This window comes from Candidatus Binatia bacterium, from assembly GCA_036563615.1.
Classification (GTDB): domain Bacteria; phylum Desulfobacterota; class Binatia; order UBA12015; family UBA12015; genus DATCMB01.
This window is the reverse complement of the sequence record DATCMB010000022.1, coordinates 373,315-396,128: the sequence shown is the minus strand read 5'-3', so window position 1 is coordinate 396,128 and position 22,814 is coordinate 373,315. Positions and strand designations below refer to the sequence as shown.

21 protein-coding genes are annotated in these 22,814 nt (G+C 72.2%); all 21 read right to left on the bottom strand.

The genetic code is table 11. The features are described from left to right. Positions 1-3 precede the first annotated feature (3 nt). The 21 genes from VIS07_20310 to lysS all read right to left on the bottom strand — a co-directional run bounded on the left by VIS07_20310 (position 4) and on the right by lysS (position 22,788). Entirely contained in the window at positions 4-1,125 is a 1,122-nt protein-coding gene (locus VIS07_20310) for a glycosyltransferase family 4 protein (protein HEY8517861.1), read from the bottom strand. Continuing rightward, entirely contained in the window at positions 1,122-2,714 is a 1,593-nt protein-coding gene (locus VIS07_20305; GenBank protein ID HEY8517860.1) for a glycosyltransferase, read from the bottom strand. Before VIS07_20305 ends, VIS07_20310 begins: the two co-directional genes overlap by 4 nt. Next, the gene (locus tag VIS07_20300; GenBank protein ID HEY8517859.1) at positions 2,711-3,469 is read right to left on the bottom strand and encodes a lipopolysaccharide kinase InaA family protein; all 759 of its coding nucleotides are present in this window, start codon (positions 3,467-3,469) and stop codon (positions 2,711-2,713) included. Before VIS07_20300 ends, VIS07_20305 begins: the two co-directional genes overlap by 4 nt. Continuing rightward, positions 3,466-4,131: a hypothetical protein gene (locus VIS07_20295; protein HEY8517858.1), complete on the bottom strand. Its 666-nt coding sequence runs from the start codon at positions 4,129-4,131 to the stop codon at positions 3,466-3,468. Before VIS07_20295 ends, VIS07_20300 begins: the two co-directional genes overlap by 4 nt. Then, on the bottom strand, positions 4,128-5,210 hold the full coding sequence (gene waaF / locus VIS07_20290) for a lipopolysaccharide heptosyltransferase II (protein ID HEY8517857.1): 1,083 nt from the start codon (positions 5,208-5,210) through the stop codon (positions 4,128-4,130). Before waaF ends, VIS07_20295 begins: the two co-directional genes overlap by 4 nt. 37 nt (positions 5,211-5,247) lie before the next feature. Then, the gene (locus VIS07_20285) at positions 5,248-5,415 is read right to left on the bottom strand and encodes a Trm112 family protein (GenBank protein ID HEY8517856.1); all 168 of its coding nucleotides are present in this window, start codon (positions 5,413-5,415) and stop codon (positions 5,248-5,250) included. 9 nt (positions 5,416-5,424) lie between these two features. Continuing rightward, the gene (locus tag VIS07_20280) at positions 5,425-6,369 is read right to left on the bottom strand and encodes an NAD-dependent epimerase/dehydratase family protein (GenBank protein ID HEY8517855.1); all 945 of its coding nucleotides are present in this window, start codon (positions 6,367-6,369) and stop codon (positions 5,425-5,427) included. Positions 6,370-6,439: 70 nt separating this feature from the next. Next, entirely contained in the window at positions 6,440-7,573 is a 1,134-nt protein-coding gene (gene lpxK, locus VIS07_20275) for a tetraacyldisaccharide 4'-kinase (protein HEY8517854.1), read from the bottom strand. Beyond that, the gene (locus VIS07_20270) at positions 7,570-8,871 is read right to left on the bottom strand and encodes a glycosyltransferase N-terminal domain-containing protein (protein ID HEY8517853.1); all 1,302 of its coding nucleotides are present in this window, start codon (positions 8,869-8,871) and stop codon (positions 7,570-7,572) included. Before VIS07_20270 ends, lpxK begins: the two co-directional genes overlap by 4 nt. A 67-nt stretch (positions 8,872-8,938) precedes the next feature. After that, positions 8,939-9,376, bottom strand: a complete 438-nt coding sequence (locus tag VIS07_20265) for a hypothetical protein (protein ID HEY8517852.1) — start codon at positions 9,374-9,376, stop codon at positions 8,939-8,941. 35 nt (positions 9,377-9,411) lie between these two features. Continuing rightward, positions 9,412-10,182, bottom strand: a complete 771-nt coding sequence (locus VIS07_20260) for a lysophospholipid acyltransferase family protein (GenBank protein HEY8517851.1) — start codon at positions 10,180-10,182, stop codon at positions 9,412-9,414. Next, on the bottom strand, positions 10,179-12,020 hold the full coding sequence (msbA, locus tag VIS07_20255) for a lipid A export permease/ATP-binding protein MsbA (GenBank protein HEY8517850.1): 1,842 nt from the start codon (positions 12,018-12,020) through the stop codon (positions 10,179-10,181). The genes VIS07_20260 and msbA overlap by 4 nt, the downstream gene beginning before the upstream one ends. A 35-nt stretch (positions 12,021-12,055) precedes the next feature. Further along, positions 12,056-13,237 (bottom strand): lipid-A-disaccharide synthase, encoded by a 1,182-nt coding sequence (lpxB, locus tag VIS07_20250; GenBank protein ID HEY8517849.1) that lies wholly within the window; start codon positions 13,235-13,237, stop codon positions 12,056-12,058. Then, a complete protein-coding gene (locus tag VIS07_20245; protein ID HEY8517848.1) occupies positions 13,234-14,184 on the bottom strand; it encodes a Gfo/Idh/MocA family oxidoreductase in 951 nt (316 codons plus the stop codon). The genes lpxB and VIS07_20245 overlap by 4 nt, the downstream gene beginning before the upstream one ends. 4 nt (positions 14,185-14,188) lie before the next feature. Continuing rightward, positions 14,189-15,055: a UDP-2,3-diacylglucosamine diphosphatase LpxI gene (gene lpxI, locus VIS07_20240; GenBank protein HEY8517847.1), complete on the bottom strand. Its 867-nt coding sequence runs from the start codon at positions 15,053-15,055 to the stop codon at positions 14,189-14,191. Positions 15,056-15,068: 13 nt separating this feature from the next. Beyond that, positions 15,069-16,358, bottom strand: coding sequence for an acyl-ACP--UDP-N-acetylglucosamine O-acyltransferase (lpxA, locus tag VIS07_20235; protein HEY8517846.1), 1,290 nt, complete (start codon positions 16,356-16,358; stop codon positions 15,069-15,071). 51 nt (positions 16,359-16,409) lie between these two features. Further along, positions 16,410-16,937 (bottom strand): OmpH family outer membrane protein, encoded by a 528-nt coding sequence (locus VIS07_20230; GenBank protein HEY8517845.1) that lies wholly within the window; start codon positions 16,935-16,937, stop codon positions 16,410-16,412. A 25-nt stretch (positions 16,938-16,962) separates the two neighbouring features. Then, the gene (bamA, locus tag VIS07_20225) at positions 16,963-19,353 is read right to left on the bottom strand and encodes an outer membrane protein assembly factor BamA (protein HEY8517844.1); all 2,391 of its coding nucleotides are present in this window, start codon (positions 19,351-19,353) and stop codon (positions 16,963-16,965) included. After that, positions 19,350-20,033 carry an ABC transporter ATP-binding protein gene (locus VIS07_20220; protein ID HEY8517843.1) on the bottom strand — a complete coding sequence of 228 codons (684 nt, stop codon included), beginning with the start codon at positions 20,031-20,033 and terminating at the stop codon, positions 19,350-19,352. The genes bamA and VIS07_20220 overlap by 4 nt, the downstream gene beginning before the upstream one ends. A gap of 14 nt (positions 20,034-20,047) precedes the next feature. After that, positions 20,048-21,310, bottom strand: a complete 1,263-nt coding sequence (locus VIS07_20215) for a lipoprotein-releasing ABC transporter permease subunit (protein HEY8517842.1) — start codon at positions 21,308-21,310, stop codon at positions 20,048-20,050. Between the two features lie 11 nt (positions 21,311-21,321). Then, positions 21,322-22,788, bottom strand: a complete 1,467-nt coding sequence (lysS, locus tag VIS07_20210; protein ID HEY8517841.1) for a lysine--tRNA ligase — start codon at positions 22,786-22,788, stop codon at positions 21,322-21,324. Positions 22,789-22,814 lie beyond the last annotated feature (26 nt).

The window sequence follows — 22,814 nt, the reverse complement described above, 5'->3', positions numbered from 1 at the left end:
TGCTCACGGCTCGCTCCGACGACGCAGCCCTGCGGAGCGCGCCGCCCGCGCGCGTTCGTACACCGCCTCGGTGCCACGCGCCATGGCCGCGACCGAGAACGCGTCGGCGCGCGCCTGCCCCGCCGCACCGAGCCGCGCGCGCAGCTCGGGGTCGCGCAGGCAGCGCGCGAGCGCCGCCGCCAGCGCCACCGGATCGCGCGGCGGCACGAGCAGCCCCTGCTCGCCGTCGCGGATCAGCTCCGGCAGCCCGCCGACCGCGCTCGCCACCACCGGACGCGCGGCCGCCATCGCCTCGATGGCGGCGACGCCGAGCCCTTCCGCGAGCGACGGCATCACCACGACGTCCGCCGCCGCGAGCACCGGGCGGACGTCCGCGACGCGACCGAGCCAGCGGACGCGCTCGGCGACGCCGAGGCGCACCGCGAGGTCCTGCAGCGCGTCGCCCTCGGGACCGGTGCCGGCGGCGAGCACGAGCGGCGGCGTCGCGAGCTCGCGCGCGAGCGTCACGAGCGCCTCGAGCAGCACCGCGTGCCCCTTGCGCTCGTGCAGCGAGGCGACGATCGCGAGCACCGGCACGCCGGCGTCGATCCCGAGCTCGCGGCGCGCCGCGCCCGCCTCGAGACCGTGGAAGCGCGCGACGTCGATGCCGCTCGGCACGATCTCGATCCTGCTCGCGGGAATGCCGCGCGCCGCGAGCGCCGCGCGCGCCGCCGCCGAGATCGCGATCACCGCGTCCATGCGCCCGTAGAGCCAGCGCACGTACGGACCGAGCCCGCGCGGCGCGTAGTCCATGCGTCGGGTCACGACCTGCACCGCGCGACGCGGCAGGTAGGGCGCGAGCGAGAGCGCGCGCGAGGTGTGGAAGTGGACGACGTCCGGCGCCAGCGCCGCGACCGCGCGGCGCAGCGCCATCCCGGCGCGCGGATCGTGGCCGAAGCGGCTCTCGAGCGGCAGCGTCGCGATCCCGAGCTCGCGCAGCCGGCGCGTGAGCTCGCCGTCGGGGTGCGCCGCGACCGACACCGCATGCCCGCGCTCGGCGAGGTGGCGCGCGAGCCCGAGCACCTGCGTCTCGCCGCCGCTGAAGCCGCGCTCCGGGTCGACGTGCAGGACGCGCAGCGCGCTCACGCCCTCCCCTCGCGGTTCGCGCCTTGCGCTTCACGGCGCGCGCGCTCGTCGCGCTTCGCGTACTTGAGATGCACGTAGACGGCTGCCGAGATCGCGACGAACAGACCCGGCATGCCGAGCGTGAAGCCGCGGCTCAGGAAGTAGAAGCGCAGGAAGCGTCCGAGCGGACGCAGCACGAGGCCGTTCCAGCTCGCCGGACGCGCGACCTCGCCGCGCTCGGCGGCGGTCGTCGTGAAGCGGTTGATCGTCGAGACGTGGTCGCTGACGTCGTCGTACGTGTAGTGCCAGAGCGGCTCGCGCAGGCGTCCGACGCGGCCGCGCAGGAGGACCTTCTCGTGCGGGTCCTCGCCGCCCCAGATCGCGTTCTCGCGACGGAAAAGACGCAGCCGGCGATCGGGATACCACCCGCCGCGCCACCACCAGCGGCCGAGGTAGAACACGACCCGCGGGATCAGGAAGCCGTCGTAGCCGCGGCCGTCGTGCGACAGCACCTCCTCGATCTCCTCGCGCAGGCCGGGCGAGACGCACTCGTCCGCGTCGACGTTCAGCACCCAGCGGTGCTTCGCGCGGTCGAGCGCGTACTGCTTCTGATCGACGTGCCCGGTCCACGCGCGGCGCGCGACGTTGCTCGTGTACTCCTGAACGATGTCCCAGGTGCCGTCGGTCGAGTACGAGTCGACGACCACGATCTCGTCGCACCACGAGACGCTGTCGAGGCAGTCGCGGATCCGGTGCGCCTCGTTGCCGCAGATGATGATGCAGGAGATCGGCAGCCGGTCCTCGGGCTTGATGCCGGCGCGTCGCCGACGGCGCGCGACGCTGCGGTCCTTGCGCCGGCGCGCGACGTCGACCGTCGCCGCCATGCGCGAGAGACGCTCCTTGCTGGGCAGGCCGAGTCGGTAGGTCGCGAGGAACGCGAGGCGGTCGCGGTCGTCGGCGTAGCGGCCGATCGAGCGATCGAGCTGCACGAGGTTCGCGAGCCGGCGCCGCGCCGACAGCCCGCCGCGCGGGAAGCGGACGCGGTCGAGGTCGACGAGCACGAACGCGAAGCCGTGCTCGTCGCGCCGCACGAGCAGGTTCGACTCCTTGAGGTCGGGCACGTAGACGCCGCGCGCGTGCAGACGCGCGACGAAGCGTCCGAGCTCGCGCGCGAGCGCGCGCCGCTCGCGCTTGCCGAGCTCGAGGTACGCTTGCTTGACGGTGCGCCCGTCGACCACCGCGCGCAGCACGAGCGCGCTCGTCGGCGCCGCCGGGTCGCCGATCGCGTCGACCACGCCGAGCGGCTCGGGCACGGCGACGCCGGCCGCGAGCAGCGCCTCGGCGCTGCGCTGCTGCACCCGCGCCGGCGAGCCCTGCCAGAGCGCGAGCGCGCGGCGCAGCGGCGAGCGCGGCGCGAAGTACTTGACGACCACCGCCTCGCCGCTCGGTCCCGCGTCGTCGAGCCAGACGATCGTGCCGCGCTTGCCGTCCTTGAGCACGCGCCGCGCCGGTGCGTCGTCGCGCAGGCCGCGCGCGGCCACGTCGGCCGCGGACCAGCCCACCGCGTGAAACGAGGGCGATTGCGAGCGCGACGGCAGCGCGCGGCTCACGGCGCGCCTCCGAGCCCGGCGGCGCGCAGCACGGCCGCCGCGCCGCGCCGGTCGAGTCCCGCGATCCCGAGCTTCGCGATCGAGCGCGCGAGGCGGCGGCGCGCGAGCGCGACGTCGAGCGCCCCCGCGGGCCTTGCGCGCACGGCGGCGCGGTCGAAGTCGATCAGCGCGGCGGGCTCCTCCGGGCTCGCGCCGACGAGCACGTTGCTGACGTTGAGGTCGCGGTGCACGATCCCCGCTTGGTGTAGCGTGCGCACCGCACGCACCGCACAGGCGATCCAGGCGCGCCGCTCGCCGTCGTCGCGCGCCGCGCGCAGCGCCTCGCCGAGCGAGCGCCGCCCGGTGAGCGCGCGCGTGACGAGCACGCCGCGGTAGAGGAGCCCTGCCCTCCCGCCGCCCGCGAGCGGCAGCGCCGCCGCGGCGAGCACCTCCGGCGCCGCGACGCCGGCGCGGCGCGCGGCCTCGGTCGCGACGAGCTCGCGCCACGGACGCGGCGGCCGCTCCCAGTAGACGTCGCGCAGCAGGCGCCGCAGCAGCCCGCCGTGCACGTAGCGGCGGACGTAGACGTCGCCCGCCGCGTCGAGCGGCAGCCGCCGCACCGCGCCGCGCCCGCCGACGATGCCCTGCTCGGCGGCGTCGCCGAGGTCGTGACGACCGTCGAAGGCGGCGGCGAGCCAGCCCGCGACGTGCGCCTCGTGTCCGGCGCGGACGGCGACGCCCGGGCGCGGCACGACGAACTCCGGCGGCAGCCTCACGCCCGACCGGCGACGTGCGCGAGCTCCCAGAGCTTCGCGGCGACCAGCACCTCGCGGTAGGCCTCGATGACGACGTGCGGCAGGACGAGCCGTCGCGACCCGCGGGTCGCGACGAGCGCGCGCAGCGCGAAGGTCGCGGGGATCCAAACGAGCGAGCGCCAGCGCGCCGGCTCGCGCGCCGCGTGACGCAGGCGCGCCGCGAGCGACGACTGCGCGTCGACCTGCGCCAGGTGTTCGCGCAGGGTCTCCGGCACGACCACCGTCCACGGCTCCGGCAGATCGTCGATGCGCGCGCCGGGGCGCGCCACCACCCGCTCGCCCTCCAGCGTCACCGCCCCCGGATCCGACAGCACGAGGCGGCGTCCGGCGTCGGCGACCGTGCCCGCGTACGCGAGCTCGAGGCGGACGCGGGCGGCGCGCGGCTGCGACGCCGGACGCGCGAGCCACTCCGCGGCGGCCGCCGCCGCGCGCCCGTCGAGCGACGCCCACGGCGGCAGCCACAGCACCGCGGCCTGATCCGCCTCGGCCGCTTCAAGCAGCGATTCCGGCGTCGCGTGCTCGCGCGCGTCGATCACGCGGCGCACGGCGAACGGCAGATCTGCGGACAGCGGCTCCGCGGCGCCGTCGAAGCGGACCACCACCAGCTCGGGCGCGCGCGTCACGACAGCGCTCCCTCACGCCGCTCGGGCGGCGTCGTCAGCGCAGCCGGCGACGCCGCGGCGAGCAGCGCGCGCGCCGCCGCGACCGCCGCCGTCGCCGGCAGATCCTCCATGCACTCGTGCGTGCCGATCGGGCAGAAGCGCTCGCCGTGACGCGAGCACGGCCGGCAGGCGAGCTCGCGCTCGACGATGCGCACGCACGGCCCGAGCGGCGCGAAGCCCTGCGCGGGCACGGTCGGCCCGAACGCGACCACCACCGGGCGGCGCAGCGCGGCCGCGACGTGCGCGGGCGCGCTGTCGTTGGCGAGCACGAGCGTCGCGCGCGCGAGCACCGCGACCAGCTCCGCGGTCGAGGTCCGCCCGCACAGATCGAGCGTCGTCGAACCGCCGTGCGTGCGGCGCGCGAGCGCCGCGGCGATGGTCGCCGCGTGCGCGGCGTCGCCCGCGGTGCCGACGACGACCACGCGATCGACCTCCTGCCCGACGAGCGCGCACGCCGCCTCGGCGAAGCGCTCCGCCGGCCAGCGCTTGGTCTCCCACGCGGAGCCCGGCGCGATCACCAGCAGCCGCTCGTCGTCGCCGACGCCGGCGCTCGCGAGCCGCGCCGCGACCGCGCTCGCCGCCTCCGGATCGATCTCCAGCACCGGTAGCGGCGGCGGCACCGGACGAATCCCGAACGGCGTCGCGAGCGCGAGCAGCCGGTCGCGCGCGTGCGCGCCGCGCTGCGGGACCCGGTGCTGGTAGAGCGGCGAGCCCGGCGCTCCCGCAAAGCCGACGCGCTCGGGGATGCCGGCCAGCGCGAGCGTCACCGCGGTGCGCAGCGAGCGCTGCACCGCGATCGCGACGTCGAAGCGCAGCGCGCGCAGCTTGGCGGCGATCGCCTGCATGCCGGCGAGCCCGCTCTCCTTGCCGCGCTTGTCGAAGGTCAGGACGCGGTCCGGTCCGACGAGCGGCGCGATCAGCGGTGCGGCGTCGGGCCGCGTCAACCACCAGATTTCCGCCTCGGGGAACGCGTCGCGCAGCGCGCGCCACAGCGGCGTCGTGAGCACGACGTCACCGAGAAAGCTCGTTTGCGCGAGCAGCAGGCGGCGTGGGCGGTTCAGCGCGTTCGTGGCCCGCCTACCAGGAGGTCGCCTCGTCGACGAGCATCACGGGGATGTCGTCCTCGATGCGGTAGCGCAGCCGGCAGGCCGCGCAGGTCAGCGCGTCGCCCTCCGGCGTGAGCTGGATGTCGCCCTTGCACTGGGGACAGACCAGGATGTCGAGCAGCTCCTGACTGATCGCCATGAAATCCTCCTAGCCCGCCGCGACCTCGCTCTTCAGCCACTCGAGCTCCGCCGCGAGCCCGTCGCGCAGCGACGTCCGCGGCTCCCAGCCGAGCTCCTTGCGCGCGGCGTCGGTGAGCGCGTGCGTGTCGCGCACGTCGCCCTTCTGCCGCTCCGCGCGACGCACGCGCGGCTCGCGTCCGGTGAGCTCGGCGATCATCTCCAGCACTTGATTGACGCTGACCCGCGAGCCGCCGCCGACGTTGTACGCGGCGCCGGGCGTGCCCCGTTCGAGCGCCAGCAGGTTCGCCTGCACGGCGTCGCCGACGAACGTGAAGTCACGCGTCTGCTTGCCGTCGTCGTAGACCACCAGCTCCTCGCCCGCGAGGTGCGCGCGCAGGAAGCGGTGGAACGCCATGTCCGGACGCTGACGCGGCCCGTACACCGTGAAGTAGCGCAGCGAGATCGTCGGCAGCCCCGAAGCCTGCGTGTAGAGCCGGCACAGGTGCTCGCCGGCGAGCTTGCTGACGCCATAGGGCGACACCGGGCGCGGCAGCGTGGTCTCGGCGGTCGGGAAGTCCGGCGCGTCGCCGTAGATCGACGACGACGACGAGTACACGAAGCGCAGCTTGCGCGGCGCGCTGGCCTCGAGCAGCCGCTGCGTCGCGAGCACGTTGGCCTCGCAGTAGATGCGAAAATCCTTGCCCCAGCTCGCCCGCACGCCGGCCTGGGCGGCGAGGTGCAGCACCGCGTCGACGCCCTCGGTGAGCGCGTCGACGTCCGCGGTCACCAGGTCCGCCTCGTGGAACTCGAAGAGCGGCGAGCGCCGGAGCGCGGCGATGTTCCGCTCCTTCACCGCGCGCGGGTAGTAATCGAGAAAGCAGTCGACGCCGCGCACCCTGTCGCCGCGCGCGATCAACGCTTCCGCAACGTTCGAGCCGATGAATCCCGCGACGCCGGTCACCAGTACGTGCAAGCTTCCTCCCGGAGGATGGCCGTATCGGCTCGGCCGTCGGTGACCCGGGGCCGCCCGCGAACGGAGCCGTTCACTGGCCGACGCTCCTAGCATCCTCGCCCGCGGTGCGCAGCCGCAAAGATTGCTCGAGACGGCCCTTGAGCAGCTCGGTGAAGCGCTCCTCGTCGCGCTCGCGTAGCGCAAAATCCACCCGCAGGGCGGCGAGCCCGCCGCGGGCGAACGGGAAGCGCCGCAGCTTGACGATGTCCTTCTCGGTGCAGACCACGAGCTCCGCGCGGTGCGCGGCCTGCGTGATGCGCTGCCAGTCGGCCTGCGTGTACTGGTGGTGGTCGGGGAACTCGAGCACCTCGACCGGACGCACCTCGAGCTGGCCGAGCAGCTCGTAGAACGACTGCGGCTGCGCGATCGCCGACACCGTCACCACCTTGCGCCCGACCAGATCGCCGAGCGGACGGGCGAGCAGCTCGCCGTCCTCGCTCACCATCAGCGAGCGCGGCTTGAGCTCGGCGGAGAACGTCGGCACACCGGGCGCGAAGCGCACGAGGGTCTCGGCGACCCGCGAGCCGGCCTTCGCCTTGGTGATCACGATGGCGTCTGCGCGACGCAGCGCCGAGAGCGGCTCGCGCAGCGGCCCCGCGGGCAAGAGCGCGCCGTTGCCGAAGCCCATGCGGCCGTCGACCAGCAGCACGTCGAGGTCGCGCGCGAGGCGCCAGTGCTGGAAGCCGTCGTCGAGGATCAGCACCGTCGCGCCGTGCTGGTCGATCGCCATCTTGGCCGCCGCGACGCGGTCGGCGCCGCACACGACGGGCCCCGCGAAGCGCTCGGCGAGCAGCACGCCCTCGTCGCCGATCTCGCGCGCGTCGTAGAGCGCCTTGCCGTCGCGCCCGACGGTCACGACGCGGCCGCGCAGGTGTCCGCCGTAGCCGCGGGTCACGATCGCCGGCCGCTCGCCCTGCTCACGCAGCCACTCGGCGAGCCACAGCGCGGCGGGCGTCTTGCCGGTGCCGCCGACCGTCAAGTTGCCGAGGCTCAGCACCGGCACGGAGACCCGGTGCTGGCGCAGCAGCCCGGCGCGAAACGCGAGCCGGCGCAGCCCGACGCCGAGACGGTAGCCCCACGCGAGCGGTCCGAGCGCGTAGCGCGACGGTCCGCCCTGCTGCCACGTGCGGACGATGTCCTGCTGCGCGACGAGGCCCACGCTCATCGCGCCCCCGCCTCGGCGCGCGCGTCGTCCGCGACGGCGTCGCCGCGGCGCTCGCGGAGCAAGGGCTCGATCGCTGCCCAGGTCGCGGGCAAGCTGCCGCACTGCTCGGTCGCGACCGAGCACGCGGCGGCGCTCGCCGCGGCGCGCCGCTCGGGATCGAGGAACGCCTCGACGGCGCGGGCGAGCTCGCGCGCGTCGGCGACGATCACCGCCGCGCCCGCCGCCGCGAGGCACTCCGCGAGCGCGCGCACCGTGTGCACGTGCGGTCCGACGATCACCGGCACGCCGCAGCGCGCGGGCTCGAGCAGGTTGTGGCCGCCGATCGGCACCAGCGTGCCGCCGACGAACGCCACCGTCGCCGCGTGGTAGCAGCCGGCGAGCTCGCCCAGCGTATCGAGCAGCAGGACGTCCGCGCTCTCGAGCTGCTCGACCGCGGCGCGCTCGTCCTCGGGCAGGCGGGAGCGCTGCACGACGCGCAGACCGCGCTGCGCGAGCATCGCGCCGACGCCCGCGAAGCGCTCGGGGTGGCGCGGCGCGATCACCCACAGCGGCGCCACCGGACGCACGCGCAGCTCGCGCAGCGCCGCGACCACGGCCTCCTCCTCGCCCGCGTGCGTCGAGCCGGCGACCACCACCGGGCGCCCGAGCGCCTGCAGCGCGCCGACGAACGCCGGCGGCTCCGGCATGCGACCGTCCGCCTTGAGCGAGCCCGTCACGACGACGCGCGCCGGCGGCACGCCGAGCGCGAGCAGACGCTCGCGGTGCTCGTTCGCCTGCACGCAGAAGCGCGTCACGCGCGAGAGCACCGCGCGCGAGAAGCGCGGAAAGCGCGCGAGCGTCTGCGCAGCGCCGGGCGAGAGCCGCCCGCTGACCTGCACCGCCGGGATCCCGGCGCGATCGAGCGCGGTGAGCACGTTCGGCCAGAGCTCGTTCTCGCTGAACAGGAACAGGTCGGGACGCACGCGCCGCACGACGCGTCCCGCGATGCCGGGCACGTCGATCGGGAAGGTCACGACGCGCGCATCGGGGACGAGACGGCGGGCGTGCTCGCAGCCGGTCGACGTCTGCGCCGAGATCACCACGGTGCCGCCCGGCGTCGCGCGCCGCCAGCACTCGACGAGCGGTGCGATGCCCTCGACCTCGCCGACCGACGCGGCGTGCGCCCACAGCAGCGGCCGCGCGTCGCGCGCCGGCCAGCCGACGCCGAGCCGTCCGAGCAGCCCGCGTCGCCACGACGGGCGCACGAGGCAGACGAGCCCCGCCAGCGGCGCGAGCAGCAGCGCGAGCGACGTGAACAAGACGTTGTAGAGGACGATCCCCGAGCCCGCGGAGGCGCGGCGCGCGCGCGGCGCGGCGGCGTCCGGGTCAGTAGACCCAGTTACCGCGCTCGTAGCGGAAGAGCTCCGTGACCTCGGTCCGCTCGATGATCTCTGGCTGCTGTGCAAGGGCATCCACCTGAGACGCGCCGCTGAGTCGAAGCTTGAGCTCGTGGTAGATGACCCGGCCGATCGGCGTGGTGTCGGCGTTGGTGATCTCGGGAATCTGCACGTTGGTCGTGTCGTAGCCAATGTACTCGCCCACCACGCCGGTTCCGTTGGGCTTCCACTCGATGTTCGCGATGTTGTGACGCTCGCGCTCCCTGAGCTTCTCCATCCAGCTGTCGCAGAAGCGCTTGAACTCGGCCTGCAGCTCCTCCGGCGACGCCTTCACCGCAGAAGCGCGCTTCGCCTTGTCCGCATGCGCCGGAACGCCGACGCCCAGCACCAAAGCGATACCCACCACGGCAACCAGGATCGATTGCATCCCCCGCATAGCGCTTTCCCTCGCTTCGTGCCCTTTCACGATTCCGCACGACGCGCAACGCCCTCGATATACTGAAGCGTGTGCTCGGGTGCGACGCCGCACGCGCGGTCGGCACGACGCACCGCTTCGTTGAGGCGACTCTCGAGCGCGACGCGCGCCTCCTCGAGCGTCTCGGGCGACGCGTCGCGCGACACCCGGATCGGCTCCTCGATCACGTAGGCGACGCGCGAGCCGGGCAGCGGGATGCACAGCCAGTCCCAGCTGCGCGACAGCACGCGCGAGCGGCTCGCGGCGTAGGCGACGGGAAAGATCGGCGCGCCGGTCGCGCGCGCGAGCTGCACCGCGCCGCTCTTCGCCCGGCAGCGCGGACCGCGCGGCCCGTCGGGCACGATCACCAGGTCGCGTCCGCGCGCGTGCGCCGCGAGCAGGCCGCGCATGCCGCTGACCCAGCCGCGCGTCGACGAGCCGCGCACGACCTCGATCCCGAGCAGCTCGATCGCGCGCGAGATCAGCTGACCGTCGCGGTGGCTGCTGTTCATGATGCAGGCGCCCGCGCCGCGGTACGCGAACGGCATCATCACCATGCGCCCGTGCCAGAACGCGAGGATCGAGGGCTCGTGGTCGGCGAAGCGGCGCAGCAGCTCGTCGGCGCCCGGTCCCGTGAAGGTCTTGCGCGTCGTCCAGCCGAGGATGCGCAGCACGACGTAGAGCAGCGTCCCGCCGACGAGGATCAGGATCCTGTCGCGCAGCGACAGCGAGCCAGCCGACCCCGCCGCTCGCCGCGGCGCGGCGGCCGGCTCTTTCATGCGAGGCGGAGCGCCGGCTCGTCGGCCGGCGTCGCGGGCGGCGCCACGCCGAGCGCTTGCTGGTCGTGCAGCCGCCGGTAGGTGGCGCCGCGCGCCAGCAGCTCCTCGTGCGTGCCCTCCTCGAGGATGCGGCCGCCGCCCAGCACCACGATGCGGTCGGCGCGCCGGATGGTCGCGAGGCGGTGCGCGATCACGAGCGTCGTGCGGCCGACCATCAGGCGGTCGATCGCGTCCTGCACGAGGCGCTCCGACTCCGAGTCGAGCGCCGAGGTCGCCTCGTCGAGGATCAGGATGGGAGCGTTCTTCAGCAGCGCGCGCGCGATCGCAATCCGCTGGCGCTGCCCGCCCGAGAGCGTCACGCCGAGCTCGCCCACGACCGTGTCGTAGCCGTTCGGCAGCGCGCAGATGAAGTCGTGCGCGTTCGCCGCGCGCGCCGCCGCCTCGATCGCCTCCTGCGTCGGCTCGCTGCTGCCGTAGGCGAGGTTCGCGCGGATCGTGTCGTTGAACAGGAAGGTGAACTGCGTGACGATGCCGATCTGGTTGCGCAGCGACGCGAGCGTGACGTCGCGCAGGTCGATGCCGTCGATCGTGATGCGTCCCTCGGTCGGGTCGTAGAACCGCGGGATCAGGTCGGCGAGCGTCGACTTGCCGCCGCCGCTCGCGCCGACCAGCGCCACCGCCTCGCCGCGGCGCAGGACGAGGTTGATGTCGCGCAGCGCGTAGTCCTCGCCGTCGCCGCGGGCCGCGGCGTCGTCGCGCGCGTTGCCGGTGGTGGTCGCGGTGCTGCGCGGCGGGTAGCGGAAGCTCACGTTCTCGAAGCGGATCTCCTGCGAGAACGGCGGCAGCGCGCGCGCGCCCGGACGCTCACGCACGTCGCTCGGCGTGTCGATCAGCTCGAACACGCGCTCGGCCGAGCCGAGACCTTGCTGGATCACCGCGTTCACCTTCGCGAGGCCCTTGAACGGCTCGTAGACCAGCATGAGCGCGGTGAGAAACGCCATGAAGTCACCCGGCGTCCGTCCGCCCTGGATCACCGAGTAGCCGCCGTAGAGCACGACGCCCGCGATGCCGAACGCGGCGAGCATCTCCATCAGCGGCTGGATCAGCGCCTTGGCGCGCGACGCCTTCATGTAGAGGCCGAAGAGCCGCCGGTTCTCGGCGGAGAAGCGCGCGCGCTCGTACTCCTCCATGCCGAACGCCTTGACGATCCGGTTGCCCTGGATGGTCTCCTGCAGGAGCGCGGTCAGCGTGCCGAGCGTCGCCTGGCCGCGCCGCGAGTAGCGGCGCAGACGCTGCGACAGCCGCAGCACCGGCAGCACCGAGACCGGGAAGACGACGAAGCCGATCAGCGCCAGCACCCAGTCGAGCCAGAACGCGACCGCGACCGTGATCACCAGCGACGTGCTGTCGCGCAGCAGCGCGACGCTCGCGTCGACCAGCGAGTTGCGGAGCTGCGCCACGTCGTTCGTGATGCGCGAGACGATGGTGCCGGTCGGCGTGCGGTTGAAGAACGACAGCGGGAGGTACTGCACCCGCTCGTTCATCTCGTCGCGCAGGTCGGTGATCGTGCGCTGCGCGACCCACTCCGTGAAGTAGCTGTTGATGTAATTGACGACGCCGCGCACGAAGAACACGGCGAGGATCACGAACGGCAGCGCGTACAGCACCGCCACGTTCTTGTCGGCGAAGACGTCGTCGAACACGCTGCGCACGAGGAACGGCATCGCGCCGTTGGTCGCGCTGAAGACCAGCATGCAGACGGTCGCGATCGCGAAGCGTGGCCAGACGTACGGCCGGAGGTACCCGAGCAGCCGACGGTAGATGTGCTGCGACGTCATGCGCTGTCCGGGGTCCTAGCGAAGACGTCCGGGGCTCACAAACCTCGTTTCAGCATGCCGGCTGCGATGCGCGCCGCGCGGCGCGCGGCGCCCGGCTCGCCGAGCAGATGCCGCACCTCGGCGAGGTCCGCGCGGATGCGCGAGGCGAGCTGCGGGTCGTCGAGGATGCGCCGCGCCTCGGCGGCGACGCGCTCGGGCGTCACGTCGTTCTGGATCAGCTCCGGCACCGCCGCCTTGCCGAGGATCAGGTTCGGCATGCCGATGAACGGCACGCGCACGAGCAGCCGCGCGAGCGCATACGTGAGCGGCGCGAGCCGGTACATGATGACCATCGGCCGCTCGAGGAGCGCGGTCTCGAGCGTCGCGCTGCCCGAGGCGAGCAGCACGAGGTCCGACGCGGCGACGAGGTCGTAGGTCTCGCCCGTCGCGATCGGCATGCCGGGCGGGCAGACCGACTCGGCGAGCGGCCGCAGGCTCTCGTGCGCGAGCGCGACCGCCGCCTGCACGCCGAGGATCCGCGCCGCCTCGACCATCACCGGCAGGAGCTCGCGCACCTCGGCGCTGCGGCTGCCGGGCAGCAGCGCGACCAGCGGACGATCCGTCGCGAGGCCGTGGCGCGCGCGCGTCTCCGCCGGCGCGCTCGTGGCGCGCACCGTCTCGAGCGCCGGGTGGCCGACGAAGGTCACCGGCGCGAGCCCGCGGTAGAGGTCCGCCTCGAACGGAAAGACCACCGCCAGGTGGTCGACGCGCTTCGCGAGCGTGCGCACGCGGTAGCGGCGCCACGCCCAGACCTGCGGGCTCACGTAGTACAGCACCGGGATGCCGGCGCGGCGCGCGACCTTCGCGAGCCGGAGGTTGAAGTCCGGGAAGTCGATCAGCACGACGAGGTCGGGCTTCGCCGCGGCGTCGCGGCCGGTGATCGCGCCGCGCACGCGCCGGTACGAGCGCACGATCGAGCGCACGCGCCCGAGCAGCTCGGTGACGCCCATGGTCGAGAGCTCGGCGGCGTCGACCAGGACCTCCATGCCGGCGGCGCGCAGCTTCTCGCCGCCGACCCCGATCACCCGCACGTCGGGCACGAGCTCGCGCAGCGCCGCGACCAGCTCGGCGCCGCGCAGATCGCCCGACGCTTCACCGGCGACGAGGAGCACGGTCGGCGGCGCCGCGTCGCGCGACGCCGCGCCGGCCGCTCCGGCGACGGCGCCCGCCGCGCTCACTCGGTCTCCATGACCGCCAGGATGCGCTCGGCGAGCTCGAGCGCCGCGCAGCCGTCCTCGCCGGTCACCGCGGGACGCGAGCGCGTGCGCACCGAGGCGAGGAACGCCTGGATCTCGCGCCCGAGCGCGTCGGCCTCGCCGAGGTCGATCTGCTCCCAGCCGATCTCGGCCTGCCCGCTCGGGAGCGGCGTGCGCCGGCAGATCCGCACCGAGCGCTCCGCGAGGTCGAACGCGAGGTAGGTGTCGGGCTGGAAGAGACGCAGCTTGCGCTCGCGCTTGATCGACACGCGGCTCGCGGTGACGTTCGCGATGCAGCCGCCTTCGAAGCGCAGGCGCGCGTTCGCGATGTCGATCGCCGGCGTCACGACCGGCACGCCGACCGCCTCGATCGACACCACCTCCTGCGGCACCAGCAAGCGGATCAGGTCGAGGTCGTGGATCATCAGGTCGCGCACGACGTCGACGTCGGCGCCGCGCGAGGTGAACGGCGCGAGCCGGTGGCACTCGATGAAGCGCGGGTTGCGGATGATGCGCGCGAGCCGCGTCAAGGCGGGGTTGAAGCGCTCGAGGTGGCCGACCTGCAGGATGCGTCCGTGCTCGTGCGCGACCTGCACGAGCTCGCGCGCCAGCGCCGCGCTCGCCGCGAGCGGCTTCTCGACCAGGCAGTCGACGCCCGCCGACAAGAGCTCGCGCGCGACCGCGTGGTGGTGCTGCGTCGGCACGACGACGCTCGCGCAGTCGATCTCGCCCATGACCTCGCGGAAGTCTGCGACCGCGCGCGTGCCGAGCCTCGCGGCGAGCGCCTCGGCGCGCGGCAGGTCGACGTCGGCGACGGCGACGAGGTCACAGCCGTCCGCCTGCGCGTACTTCTCGGCGTGGAAGCTGCCGAGGTAGCCCGCGCCGACCACCGCGGCGCGAAGACGCGGCCGCGCCGCCGTCGAGGTCATCGCCTCAGCGCCTCGCGGGCGTCTCGCCCGCCGTGCCCGTCGCGGGCTCCATCTCGACCGCGACCACCGAGATCCCGGCCGCGGCCGCCGCCTCCAGCGTGCGCTCGCGCTCGAGGATGATCGTGCGGCGCGCTTCGAGCGCGAGCACCGTCGCCTTGACCTCGGCCATCAGGCGGATGGTCTCGGGTCCGACCGCGGGGACGTCGAAGCGCAGGTCCTGCTGCGGCTTGCTCACCTTGACGACCACCGCGCCGCTGCGCGCGAGCTCGCCGCCGCGCCGGATCGCGGCGTCGGTGCCCTCGACGGCCTCGACCGCGAGCACGAGCCCGTCCTTCACGACCACCGTCTGGCCGATCTCGAAGGCGCCGATCGCCTTCGCGACCTCGAAGCCGAACGCGATGTCGGCGCGCTCCTTCGCCTTCGGCGCGCGCCGCGACAGCACGCCCGGCTGCGGCACGAGCCGCGGCAGGTACTCGGTCGACGGGATGACGCGGATGCCCTCGGACTCGAGCTCCTCGGCGACGCCGCGCAGGAGCTTGTCGTCGTAGAGCGTCCGCATGCGGGCGAGGAACGCGGCGCCGCGCAGGTCCGGCCGGAAGCCGCTGAACAGGCGCGCCTTCTTGATGCCGCCCGCCATCACCGCGCGCTCGCAGCCCGCCTGCTTGAAGGTGCGGATGATCTTGCCGAGCTCGCCGACGCGCACCCAGGTGCACGACGCGACCTCGTGCTCGAGCTCGGGGTCGGTCTCGCCGACGTGCGCGCAGGCCACGACCTCGACGCCCACCTCGCGCGCGCCCTGCGCGACCAGGCGCGGGAAGACGCCGTTGCCGGCGATCAGCCCGAGGCGTCCCGTGCTGCTCGACGCGTCCACGATCGCCCGCGCCTCACGGGCGCGTCACGCCGCGCTCGCTGTTGGCGACGAAGTCCGCCATCGCGAGCGCGTGCGGCGACGAAGCGAGCTCCTCGCGGATGCGCGCGATCGCGTCGCGCGCGAGCAGCTTGCTCTGGAACAGCAGGCGGTAGGCGCGCTTCAGCTCGCTGATCTGCTCCGACGTGAAGCCGCGGCGCTCGAGGCCGACCACGTTCAGCCCGACCAGCTTCGCGCGGTCGCCGTTCGCCATGCAGTACGGCGGCACGTCCATGACCACCATCGAGCCGCCGCCGATGAACGCGCTCTCGCCGATGCGCACGAACTGCGCGACGGCGGCGAGCCCCGAGACGATCGCGTAGTCGTCGACGGTGACGTGGCCGGCGAGCGCAACGCCGTTCGCGAGCGTCGCGCCGTTGCCGATCCGGCAGTCGTGCCCGACGTGGCTGTTGTTCATGAAGAGGTTGTCGTTGCCGACGACCGTCTCCATGCCGCCGCCCTCGGTACCGAGCGACAGCGTCGCGAACTCGCGCACGCTGTTGCGGTCGCCCATGATCAGACGGCTCGGCTCGCCCTTGTACTTCTTGTCCTGCGGGATCGAGCCGACGCTCGCGAACGGCGAGATGCGGTTGTCCGCGCCGAGCGTCGTGTGGCCGTCGATGCAGGCGTGCGAGCCGACGCGCGTGCCGCGCCCGAGCGTGACGTTCGGTCCGATTACGCCGTAGGGTCCGATCTCGACGCCGAAGTCGAGCTTCGCGCCGCGCGCGACGATCGCCGTCGGATGGATGCGCACCGGCGGCGGCGACGACGGGCGCGACTCGGGACGCGCGCCGCCGTCCCCAGCGACCTCGACCGCGGAGAACTCGGCCTGCGCGACGACGTGGCCGTCGACCGTCGCGACGCCGCGCATCTTCCACAGCGGCCGGTGCCGACGCACCAGCTCGACCTCCATCCGCAGCTGGTCGCCGGGCACGACCTGGCGGCGAAACTTGACGTTGTCGAGGCTCGTCAGGACCAGAAAGACGCCCTCCTGCGCGAGCTGCTCGATGTCGAAGCCGCCGTGAAACGAGCCATGCACGAGCAGCCCGCCCGCCTGCGCCATCGACTCGCAGATCAGGACGCCGGGCATGATCGGCCGGTCCGGGAAGTGTCCCGTGAACTGCGGCTCGTTCCACGTCACGTTCTTGATCGCGACGATGCGCTTCTCGGGCTCGAACTCGATCACCCGATCGACGAGCAGGAACGGATAGCGGTGCGGGACGAACCGCGCGATCTCGTTGCCGAGGACGCTCATGGCTTGGGGCACGCTCGCTTCATCGTGCGGGATGTCGTGGCCTTCGCGCCACCCGGGCCGCGGCTACCTCTTCGCGTTGTAGACGCTCAAGACCTGATCGGTGATGTCGGCCGATTTCTTGTAGTAGAGCACGGGGCTCGTGCCCAGCTCGAGGATCAGCGTGTAGCCTTCCTTGTCGCCGACCTCCTTGATGATCTGCTGGAGGTCCTGGATGATCTTGCCGGTCAGCTCCTGGTCCTTCTTCTGGAGCTCGGCCTGAGAGTCCTCGAAGCGGCGCTTGAGCTCGAGGCGCTTGCTCTCGAACTCGTCCTCGAGCTTGCGACGCTCCTCGTCGCGCATGACCATGCCCTTGGTCTCGAGCTCGTTCTTCAGCCGGTCGAGCTCCTCCTTCTTGCCCTTGAGCTGGCTCTCGAGCTTGCTGACCTGAGCGCGAAAGTCCTCCTTCGCCTTCTTGCCCGCGGCCGATTCGTTGAGGGCGCGCTGCAGGTCGACGTAGCCGATCTTCACTTCGGCCGCTGCGTCGAACGGGACGCAGAGGATGGCGAGCAGCACCGCCGCGATGCCGGCGCGGCCGACGGAGACTCCCTTCATTTTCTTCCTTCTCCTTGGTCTTTCTTCAGAGCGGAGCGCCGAACGAGAAGAGGACCGAGCTCTTGCGCTCGCCGGGCTTGATGTTGAGCGGCACACCGAACTCGACCCGGAGCGGCCCGAACGGAGACAGCCAGCGCACGCCGCCTCCGACGGAATAGCGCAGGTTGCCAATATCGATGCCGTCGTCGTGGAGCCAGGCGTTGCCGAGATCGAAGAACAAGACGCCACGCAGACCGAGCTGCTGAACGATCGGGAAGATGATCTCGTTCTGCACCACCAGCTCGTTCGAACCGCCGATCGGCTCGCTGTTGATGATGTTGCCCTGCGGGTCGAAGACGTTCTCGCGCGGACCGAGCGTGCGGGTCTCGTAGCCGCGCACGGTGTTGATGCCGCCCGGGAAGTAGCGCTCGATCAGCGGCAGCTCGTTGCCCGACAAACCGGATTCGCCCTTGCCGTAGGCGATCGTGCCGCCCGACGAGAAGACCAGCGTGCCGAAGTCGCGGATGCGGTAGATCGGGAAGAACCAGCGCCCGCGGCCCTCGAGGCGGATGAACTTGGTGCCGCCGAGGCCCGCGAACTCGAGCGAGATCTCCTGGAACGATCCCGCCGTCGGGTCGAAGGCGTGGTTCAGCGTGTTGCGCAGGATGTTCGGCGCGATCGACGACACCGTGACCTCGCCCTGCTCGGTGAAGATCCCCGGCGGCGCGTCGAGCGAGACGTCGAAGATGCGGCCGCGCTCGAAGCGGTACTCGAGGCCGACGCGCGTGTCCTCGAGGGAGAACGGACCGAGGCGCTCGAAGCCGAGCGCTTCGAGCGGGTAGAGCCCGCGCAGCGAGAAGCCGGTGCTGCCGCGGGTGAAGTCGTTGAAGTCGAGCTCGGTGTTGTAGAGCGTGATCGAGCCGAGCAGGTCGGTGTCGAAGACGTACGGCTCGGTGAAGGCGACGTAGATGTTGCGCCGGATCGAGCCGAAGTCGGCGTTGAACACGATCCGCTGCCCGCGTCCGAAGAGGTTGTTCTCCGAGATGCGGACGTTGAACAGGAACTGGTCGCCCGAGCTGTAGCCCGCGCCCGCGCTGAACGCGCCGGTCGAGCCCTCCTTGAGGTCGACGAGCACGTTGATCTGGTCGGGCACCGGCGACTGACGCGTCGTCAGGTTGACGTCGGAGAAGAAGCCGAGACGGCGGAGCGCGTCGCGGCTCTTGCGCAGCTTGGTCGCCGAGAACTGCTCCTGCTCGCCGATCTTGAGCTCGCGGCGGATGACCTTGTCGCGCGTCTTGGTGTTGCCGGTGATCTCGATCTTGCCGATCGTCACCGGACGTCCGCGGTTCATGCGGAAGGTGACGTCGACGGCCTTCTCCTCCGGTCGGATCAGCGTCTCCGGCTCGACGTTGGCGAACGCGTAGCCCTGGTCGCCGAGGAAGTCGGTGAGCTTGGTGACGTCGTCGCGCAGCACGCTCGCGCGGAACGTCGTGCCCTTCTCCGCCTCGATGGCCTCGAAGAGCTGCGCTTCCTCCTCGCTCGTCGGCGGCACGTCGCCCGCGAAGCGGATCTCGCCGAAGTCGTACTGCTCGCCTTCCTGGATGTCGATCGTGATCTTCAGCGAGTCGCCGTCGCGCTCGACCTTCGGCTCGCCGACCTTCACGTTCACGTAGCCGTTGTCGTAGTAGTACGCGGTGATGCGCTCGACGTCGGTCTTGAGCGCGTCGCGGTTCAGCGTGCCGGACTTGAACAGCCAGGAGAGGAACCACTTCTCCTTGGTCTGCATGACCCCGCGCAGGTCGCTCGAGGAGATGTTCTCGTTGCCGGTGAACTCGATCTTGCTGATGCGGATCGGCTCGCCCTGCTGCACCTTGTAGACGAGCTCGACGTCGCCCTCGGCGGGACCGGGCCGCAGCTCGGGCGTGATCTCGACGTCGAGGTAGCCCTTCTCCTCGTAGAGGCGGCGCGCGTCCTCGATGCCGCGCCGGACCTTCTCGGGGTCGTAGATCGTGCGCGCGCGCACCTTGAGCGCGGCCTCGAGCTCCTCCTGCTTGAGGTCCTCGTTGCCCTCGATGGTGACCGTGGTGATGAACGGCCGCTCGTGCACGCGGAAGGTGAGGATCGCCTGCCCGCGCTCGCCGGGCGCCTCGTCGAGCTCCGCGACGACGTCGTCGAAGAAGCCCATCGCCCAGATCGCGCGCACGTCCTGATCGACCCGCGCCGGGTCGAAGCGCTGTCCGGGCTGGCTCTTGACGTGGATCTTGATCGCGCCCTCGTCGACGCGATGGTTGCCGCGGATCTCGACCGCGGCGAGCGTCGGCGCGCCGCTGCGTCCTCCCGGCTGCGCCGCGGCGACGCCGGCCGCGCACACCAGCACCGCGACCAGGGCGACGCGCAGCCACGCGGCGACGCGGCTTCCCGCGATCCGTGCGCTCACGCCGCCTCCAGGTGTCCGTGCGTCAAGCGCATCGTTCGATCCATCGCGCTCGCGAGCCGCGGGCTGTGCGTGACCACGACGCAGGTGATGCCCGCCTCGTGGTTGAGCTCGATCAGCAGCCTCTCGACCTCGGCGCCGGTGTCGGGGTCGAGGTTGCCGGTGGGCTCGTCGGCGAGGACGAGCGCCGGACGGCGCACCAGCGCGCGCGCCACCGCGACCCGCTGCTGCTCGCCGCCGCTCAGCTCACCCGGACGGTGCTGCAGGCGCGCGCCGAGCCCGACCCGCTCGAGCATCGCCGTCGCGCGCTCCTTCGCGACGGCCGGCGACTCGCCGCCGATCAGGCACGGCATCATGACGTTCTCGAGCGCCGTGAAATCCGGCAGCAGATGATGGAACTGAAAGACGAAACCGATCGACTCGCTGCGGAAGCGCGCCAGCTCGCGGTCGCGCAGCGCGCCGAGCTCGGTGCCGGCGACGCGAACCGTACCCGCAGTCGGTCGATCGAGGCCGCCGAGAAGGTGGAGCAGCGTGCTCTTGCCGACACCGGACTCGCCGATGATGGCGACGGTCTCCCCGGCTGCGATGTCGAGGTCGATGCCGGACAGCACACGAACCTTTCTGGGGCCGTCCGTGTACTCCTTGACGAGCCCACGCGCCTCGACGTGATTCCTCTCCTCCACCCCACCGCCCCGGCTCACTCGTAGCGGATCACCTCGACAGGAGCGAGACGCGCCGCCTGCCGGGCCGGATAGATGGTGGCGAGGATGCAGATCGCGATCGCCGCGATCGCGACCAGCGCGAAGTTCTCCGGATAGATGCGCACCGGCACCGTGGACACGTAGAACACGTCCTTGGGCAGCTCGATGAACTCGTAGCGCTCGATCAGCCACGACCCGCCGAGTCCCCCGAGAATGCCCACGATCGTCCCCAAGACGCCGATCACCGCGCCTTTAAACACGAACACGGTGCCGATCGCCAGATTCGTCGCCCCCATCGACTTGAGAATCGCGATGTCCTTCCGCTTCTCCATCACCACCATGATCAGCGTCGCCGCGATGTTGAACGCGGCAACGAGGACGATCAACAGGAGAACGATGAACTGGATGAACTTCTCGAGCTTGAACGCAACGAACAGGTTGCGGTTCACCTCCATCCAGTCGCGCGCGTAGTACGGATACCCGATCCGCTGCTCGATCTCGCGGCCGATGGTGCGCGCGTCGTCGATCTTGTCGACGCGCACCTCGATGCCGGTCGCCTTCTCGCCGATCTCGAAGAAGCGCTGGGCGTCGGCCATCGACATGTAAACGATGGTCGAGTCGTAGTCGTACATCCCGGAGTCGAACACGCCGCCGACGGCGAAGCGCTTGACCCGCGGCACCATGCCCATCGCGGTCGGGGAGCCGAGCGGCGACATGACGTTCACCCAGTCGCCGACCCGCACGTGCAGCGACTTCGCGAGCTCGGCGCCGATCAAGATCTGCGGGACCTCGACGACCTGGTCCTCGCCGTCGACCACCGTGGTGACCGGCATGGGCTCGCCGAGGCGGTCGACCGAGCCGTCCTTCAGGTGGCGGCGGACGTCGACGACGTCGTTCGCGTGCTCGGGCTCGACGCCGCGGACGATCGCGCCCGACACCGAGGTCTCCGACGACACCATCGCCTGCCCGTAGACGAACGGCGCCGCCGCGACGACCCCGGGCGTGCTGCGCACGGTCTCGACGATCCTCGGGTAGTCGCGCACCGTGCCGCCGTGGCTCAGCAGCACGATGTGGGGGTTGAAGCCGAGGATGCGGTCGCGCAGGTCCTCCTCGAAGCCCGTCATCACCGACATCACGATGCAGAGCACCATGACGCCGATCGCGACGCCGCCGCCCGCGATGAGCGCGATCAGGGAGACGAACATCTCGCGCCGCCGCGCCCGCAGATAGCGCAGCGCCACCATGACCTCCCAGCGCACGGAGGCTCTCCCTACGACCGCCCGGCGGGGCGGAGCAGCGGGAACAGGATGACGTCGCGGATCGACGGCGCGTTGCAGAGCAGCATCACCAGCCGGTCGATGCCGACGCCGCAGCCCGCCGCCGGCGGCATGCCGTGCTCGAGCGCGACGACGTAGTCCTCGTCCATCGGGTGGGCCTCGGCGTCGCCCTGCCTGCGGCTCTCGAGCTGGGCGAGGAAGCGCGCGCGCTGGTCGTCCGGGTCGTTGAGCTCGGAGAAGCCGTTCGCCATCTCGCGGCCGACCGCGTAGAGCTCGAAGCGGTCGACGAGGAAGGGATCGTCGTCGTTCAGGCGCGCGAGCGGCGACACCTCGGCCGGGAAGCCGGTGACGAAGGTCGGCTGGACGAGCTGATCCTCGATCAGGTGCTCGAAGAGCGCCGTCGCGATGCCGCCCGCGCCCGCGCCGGGCGGCGGCACGACGCCGTGGCGCTCGGCGACCTTCTTCGCGCGCTCCGGATCGCGCAGGTCGGCGACGTCGCAGCCCGCGGCGCGCGCGGTCTCGCCGAGCAGCGCGATGCGCCGCCACGGCGGCCGCAGGTCGATCTCGTGCTCGCCGTACTTGACGACCGCCGAGCCGGTGACCGCGACCGCGAGCTCGCTGACCATCTGCTCGACGAGCGGCAGCAGGTCCTCCCAGGTCGCGTAGGCCTGGTAGAACTCGAGCATCGTGAACTCGGGGTTGTGCTGCGTCGAGATGCCCTCGTTGCGGAAGTTGCGGCCGATCTCGAAGACGCGCTCGAAGCCGCCGACCAGGAGGCGCTTCAGGAACAGCTCGGGCGCGATCCGCAGCTGCAGGTCGAGGTCGAGGGTGTTGTGGTGCGTGAGGAACGGACGCGCCGCGGCGCCGCCGGCGATGGTCTGCAGGATCGGCGTCTCGACCTCGACGAAGTCGCGCGCGGTGAGGAAGCTGCGGATGCCCGCCAGGATCTTCGAGCGCGCGAGGAACACCTCGCGCACCTCGCGGTTCGCGATCAGGTCGAGGTAGCGCTTCCGGTAGCGGATCTCGACGTCCGAGAGGCCGTGCCACTTCTCGGGCAGCGTGTGCAGGCACTTGGCGAGCATCACGAGCCGGCGCGCCTCGACGGTGAGCTCGCCCTTGCGCGTGCGGAACACCGTCCCCTCGACGCCGATCAGATCGCCCAGGTCGAGCGAGCGCGCGAGCTTGAACTCCTCCTCGCCGAGCGCGTCGCGCCGGAGGTAGGTCTGGATGCGCCCGCTCACGTCCTCGACGACGACGAACAGCGCCTTGCCGAAGTCGCGGTTCGCGACGATGCGCCCGGCGACCGAAGCCTCGGGCTTCTCGGCCTCGAGGGTGGCGGCGTCCTTCTCGCCGTGCGCCGCGTGCAGCTCGGCCGCGTGGTGCTGCGGCTTGAAGCGGTTCGGGTACGCCTTGCCCTGCGCGCGCAGCTCAGCGAGCTTGGCCCGACGCGTGGCGGTCAAGTCGTCTTCGGTCGGGGCGCGGCGCT

Coding starts and splice junctions, on each gene's coding strand:
- VIS07_20285 (HEY8517856.1), bottom strand. CDS start 5,415: ATGGCGATCAGTCAGGAGCTGCTCGACATCCTGGTCTGTCCCCAGTGC.
- lpxK (HEY8517854.1), bottom strand. CDS start 7,573: ATGAGCGTGGGCCTCGTCGCGCAGCAGGACATCGTCCGCACGTGGCAG.
- VIS07_20265 (HEY8517852.1), bottom strand. CDS start 9,376: ATGCAATCGATCCTGGTTGCCGTGGTGGGTATCGCTTTGGTGCTGGGC.
- VIS07_20260 (HEY8517851.1), bottom strand. CDS start 10,182: ATGAAAGAGCCGGCCGCCGCGCCGCGGCGAGCGGCGGGGTCGGCTGGC.
- msbA (HEY8517850.1), bottom strand. CDS start 12,020: ATGACGTCGCAGCACATCTACCGTCGGCTGCTCGGGTACCTCCGGCCG.
- VIS07_20245 (HEY8517848.1), bottom strand. CDS start 14,184: ATGACCTCGACGGCGGCGCGGCCGCGTCTTCGCGCCGCGGTGGTCGGC.
- VIS07_20230 (HEY8517845.1), bottom strand. CDS start 16,937: ATGAAGGGAGTCTCCGTCGGCCGCGCCGGCATCGCGGCGGTGCTGCTC.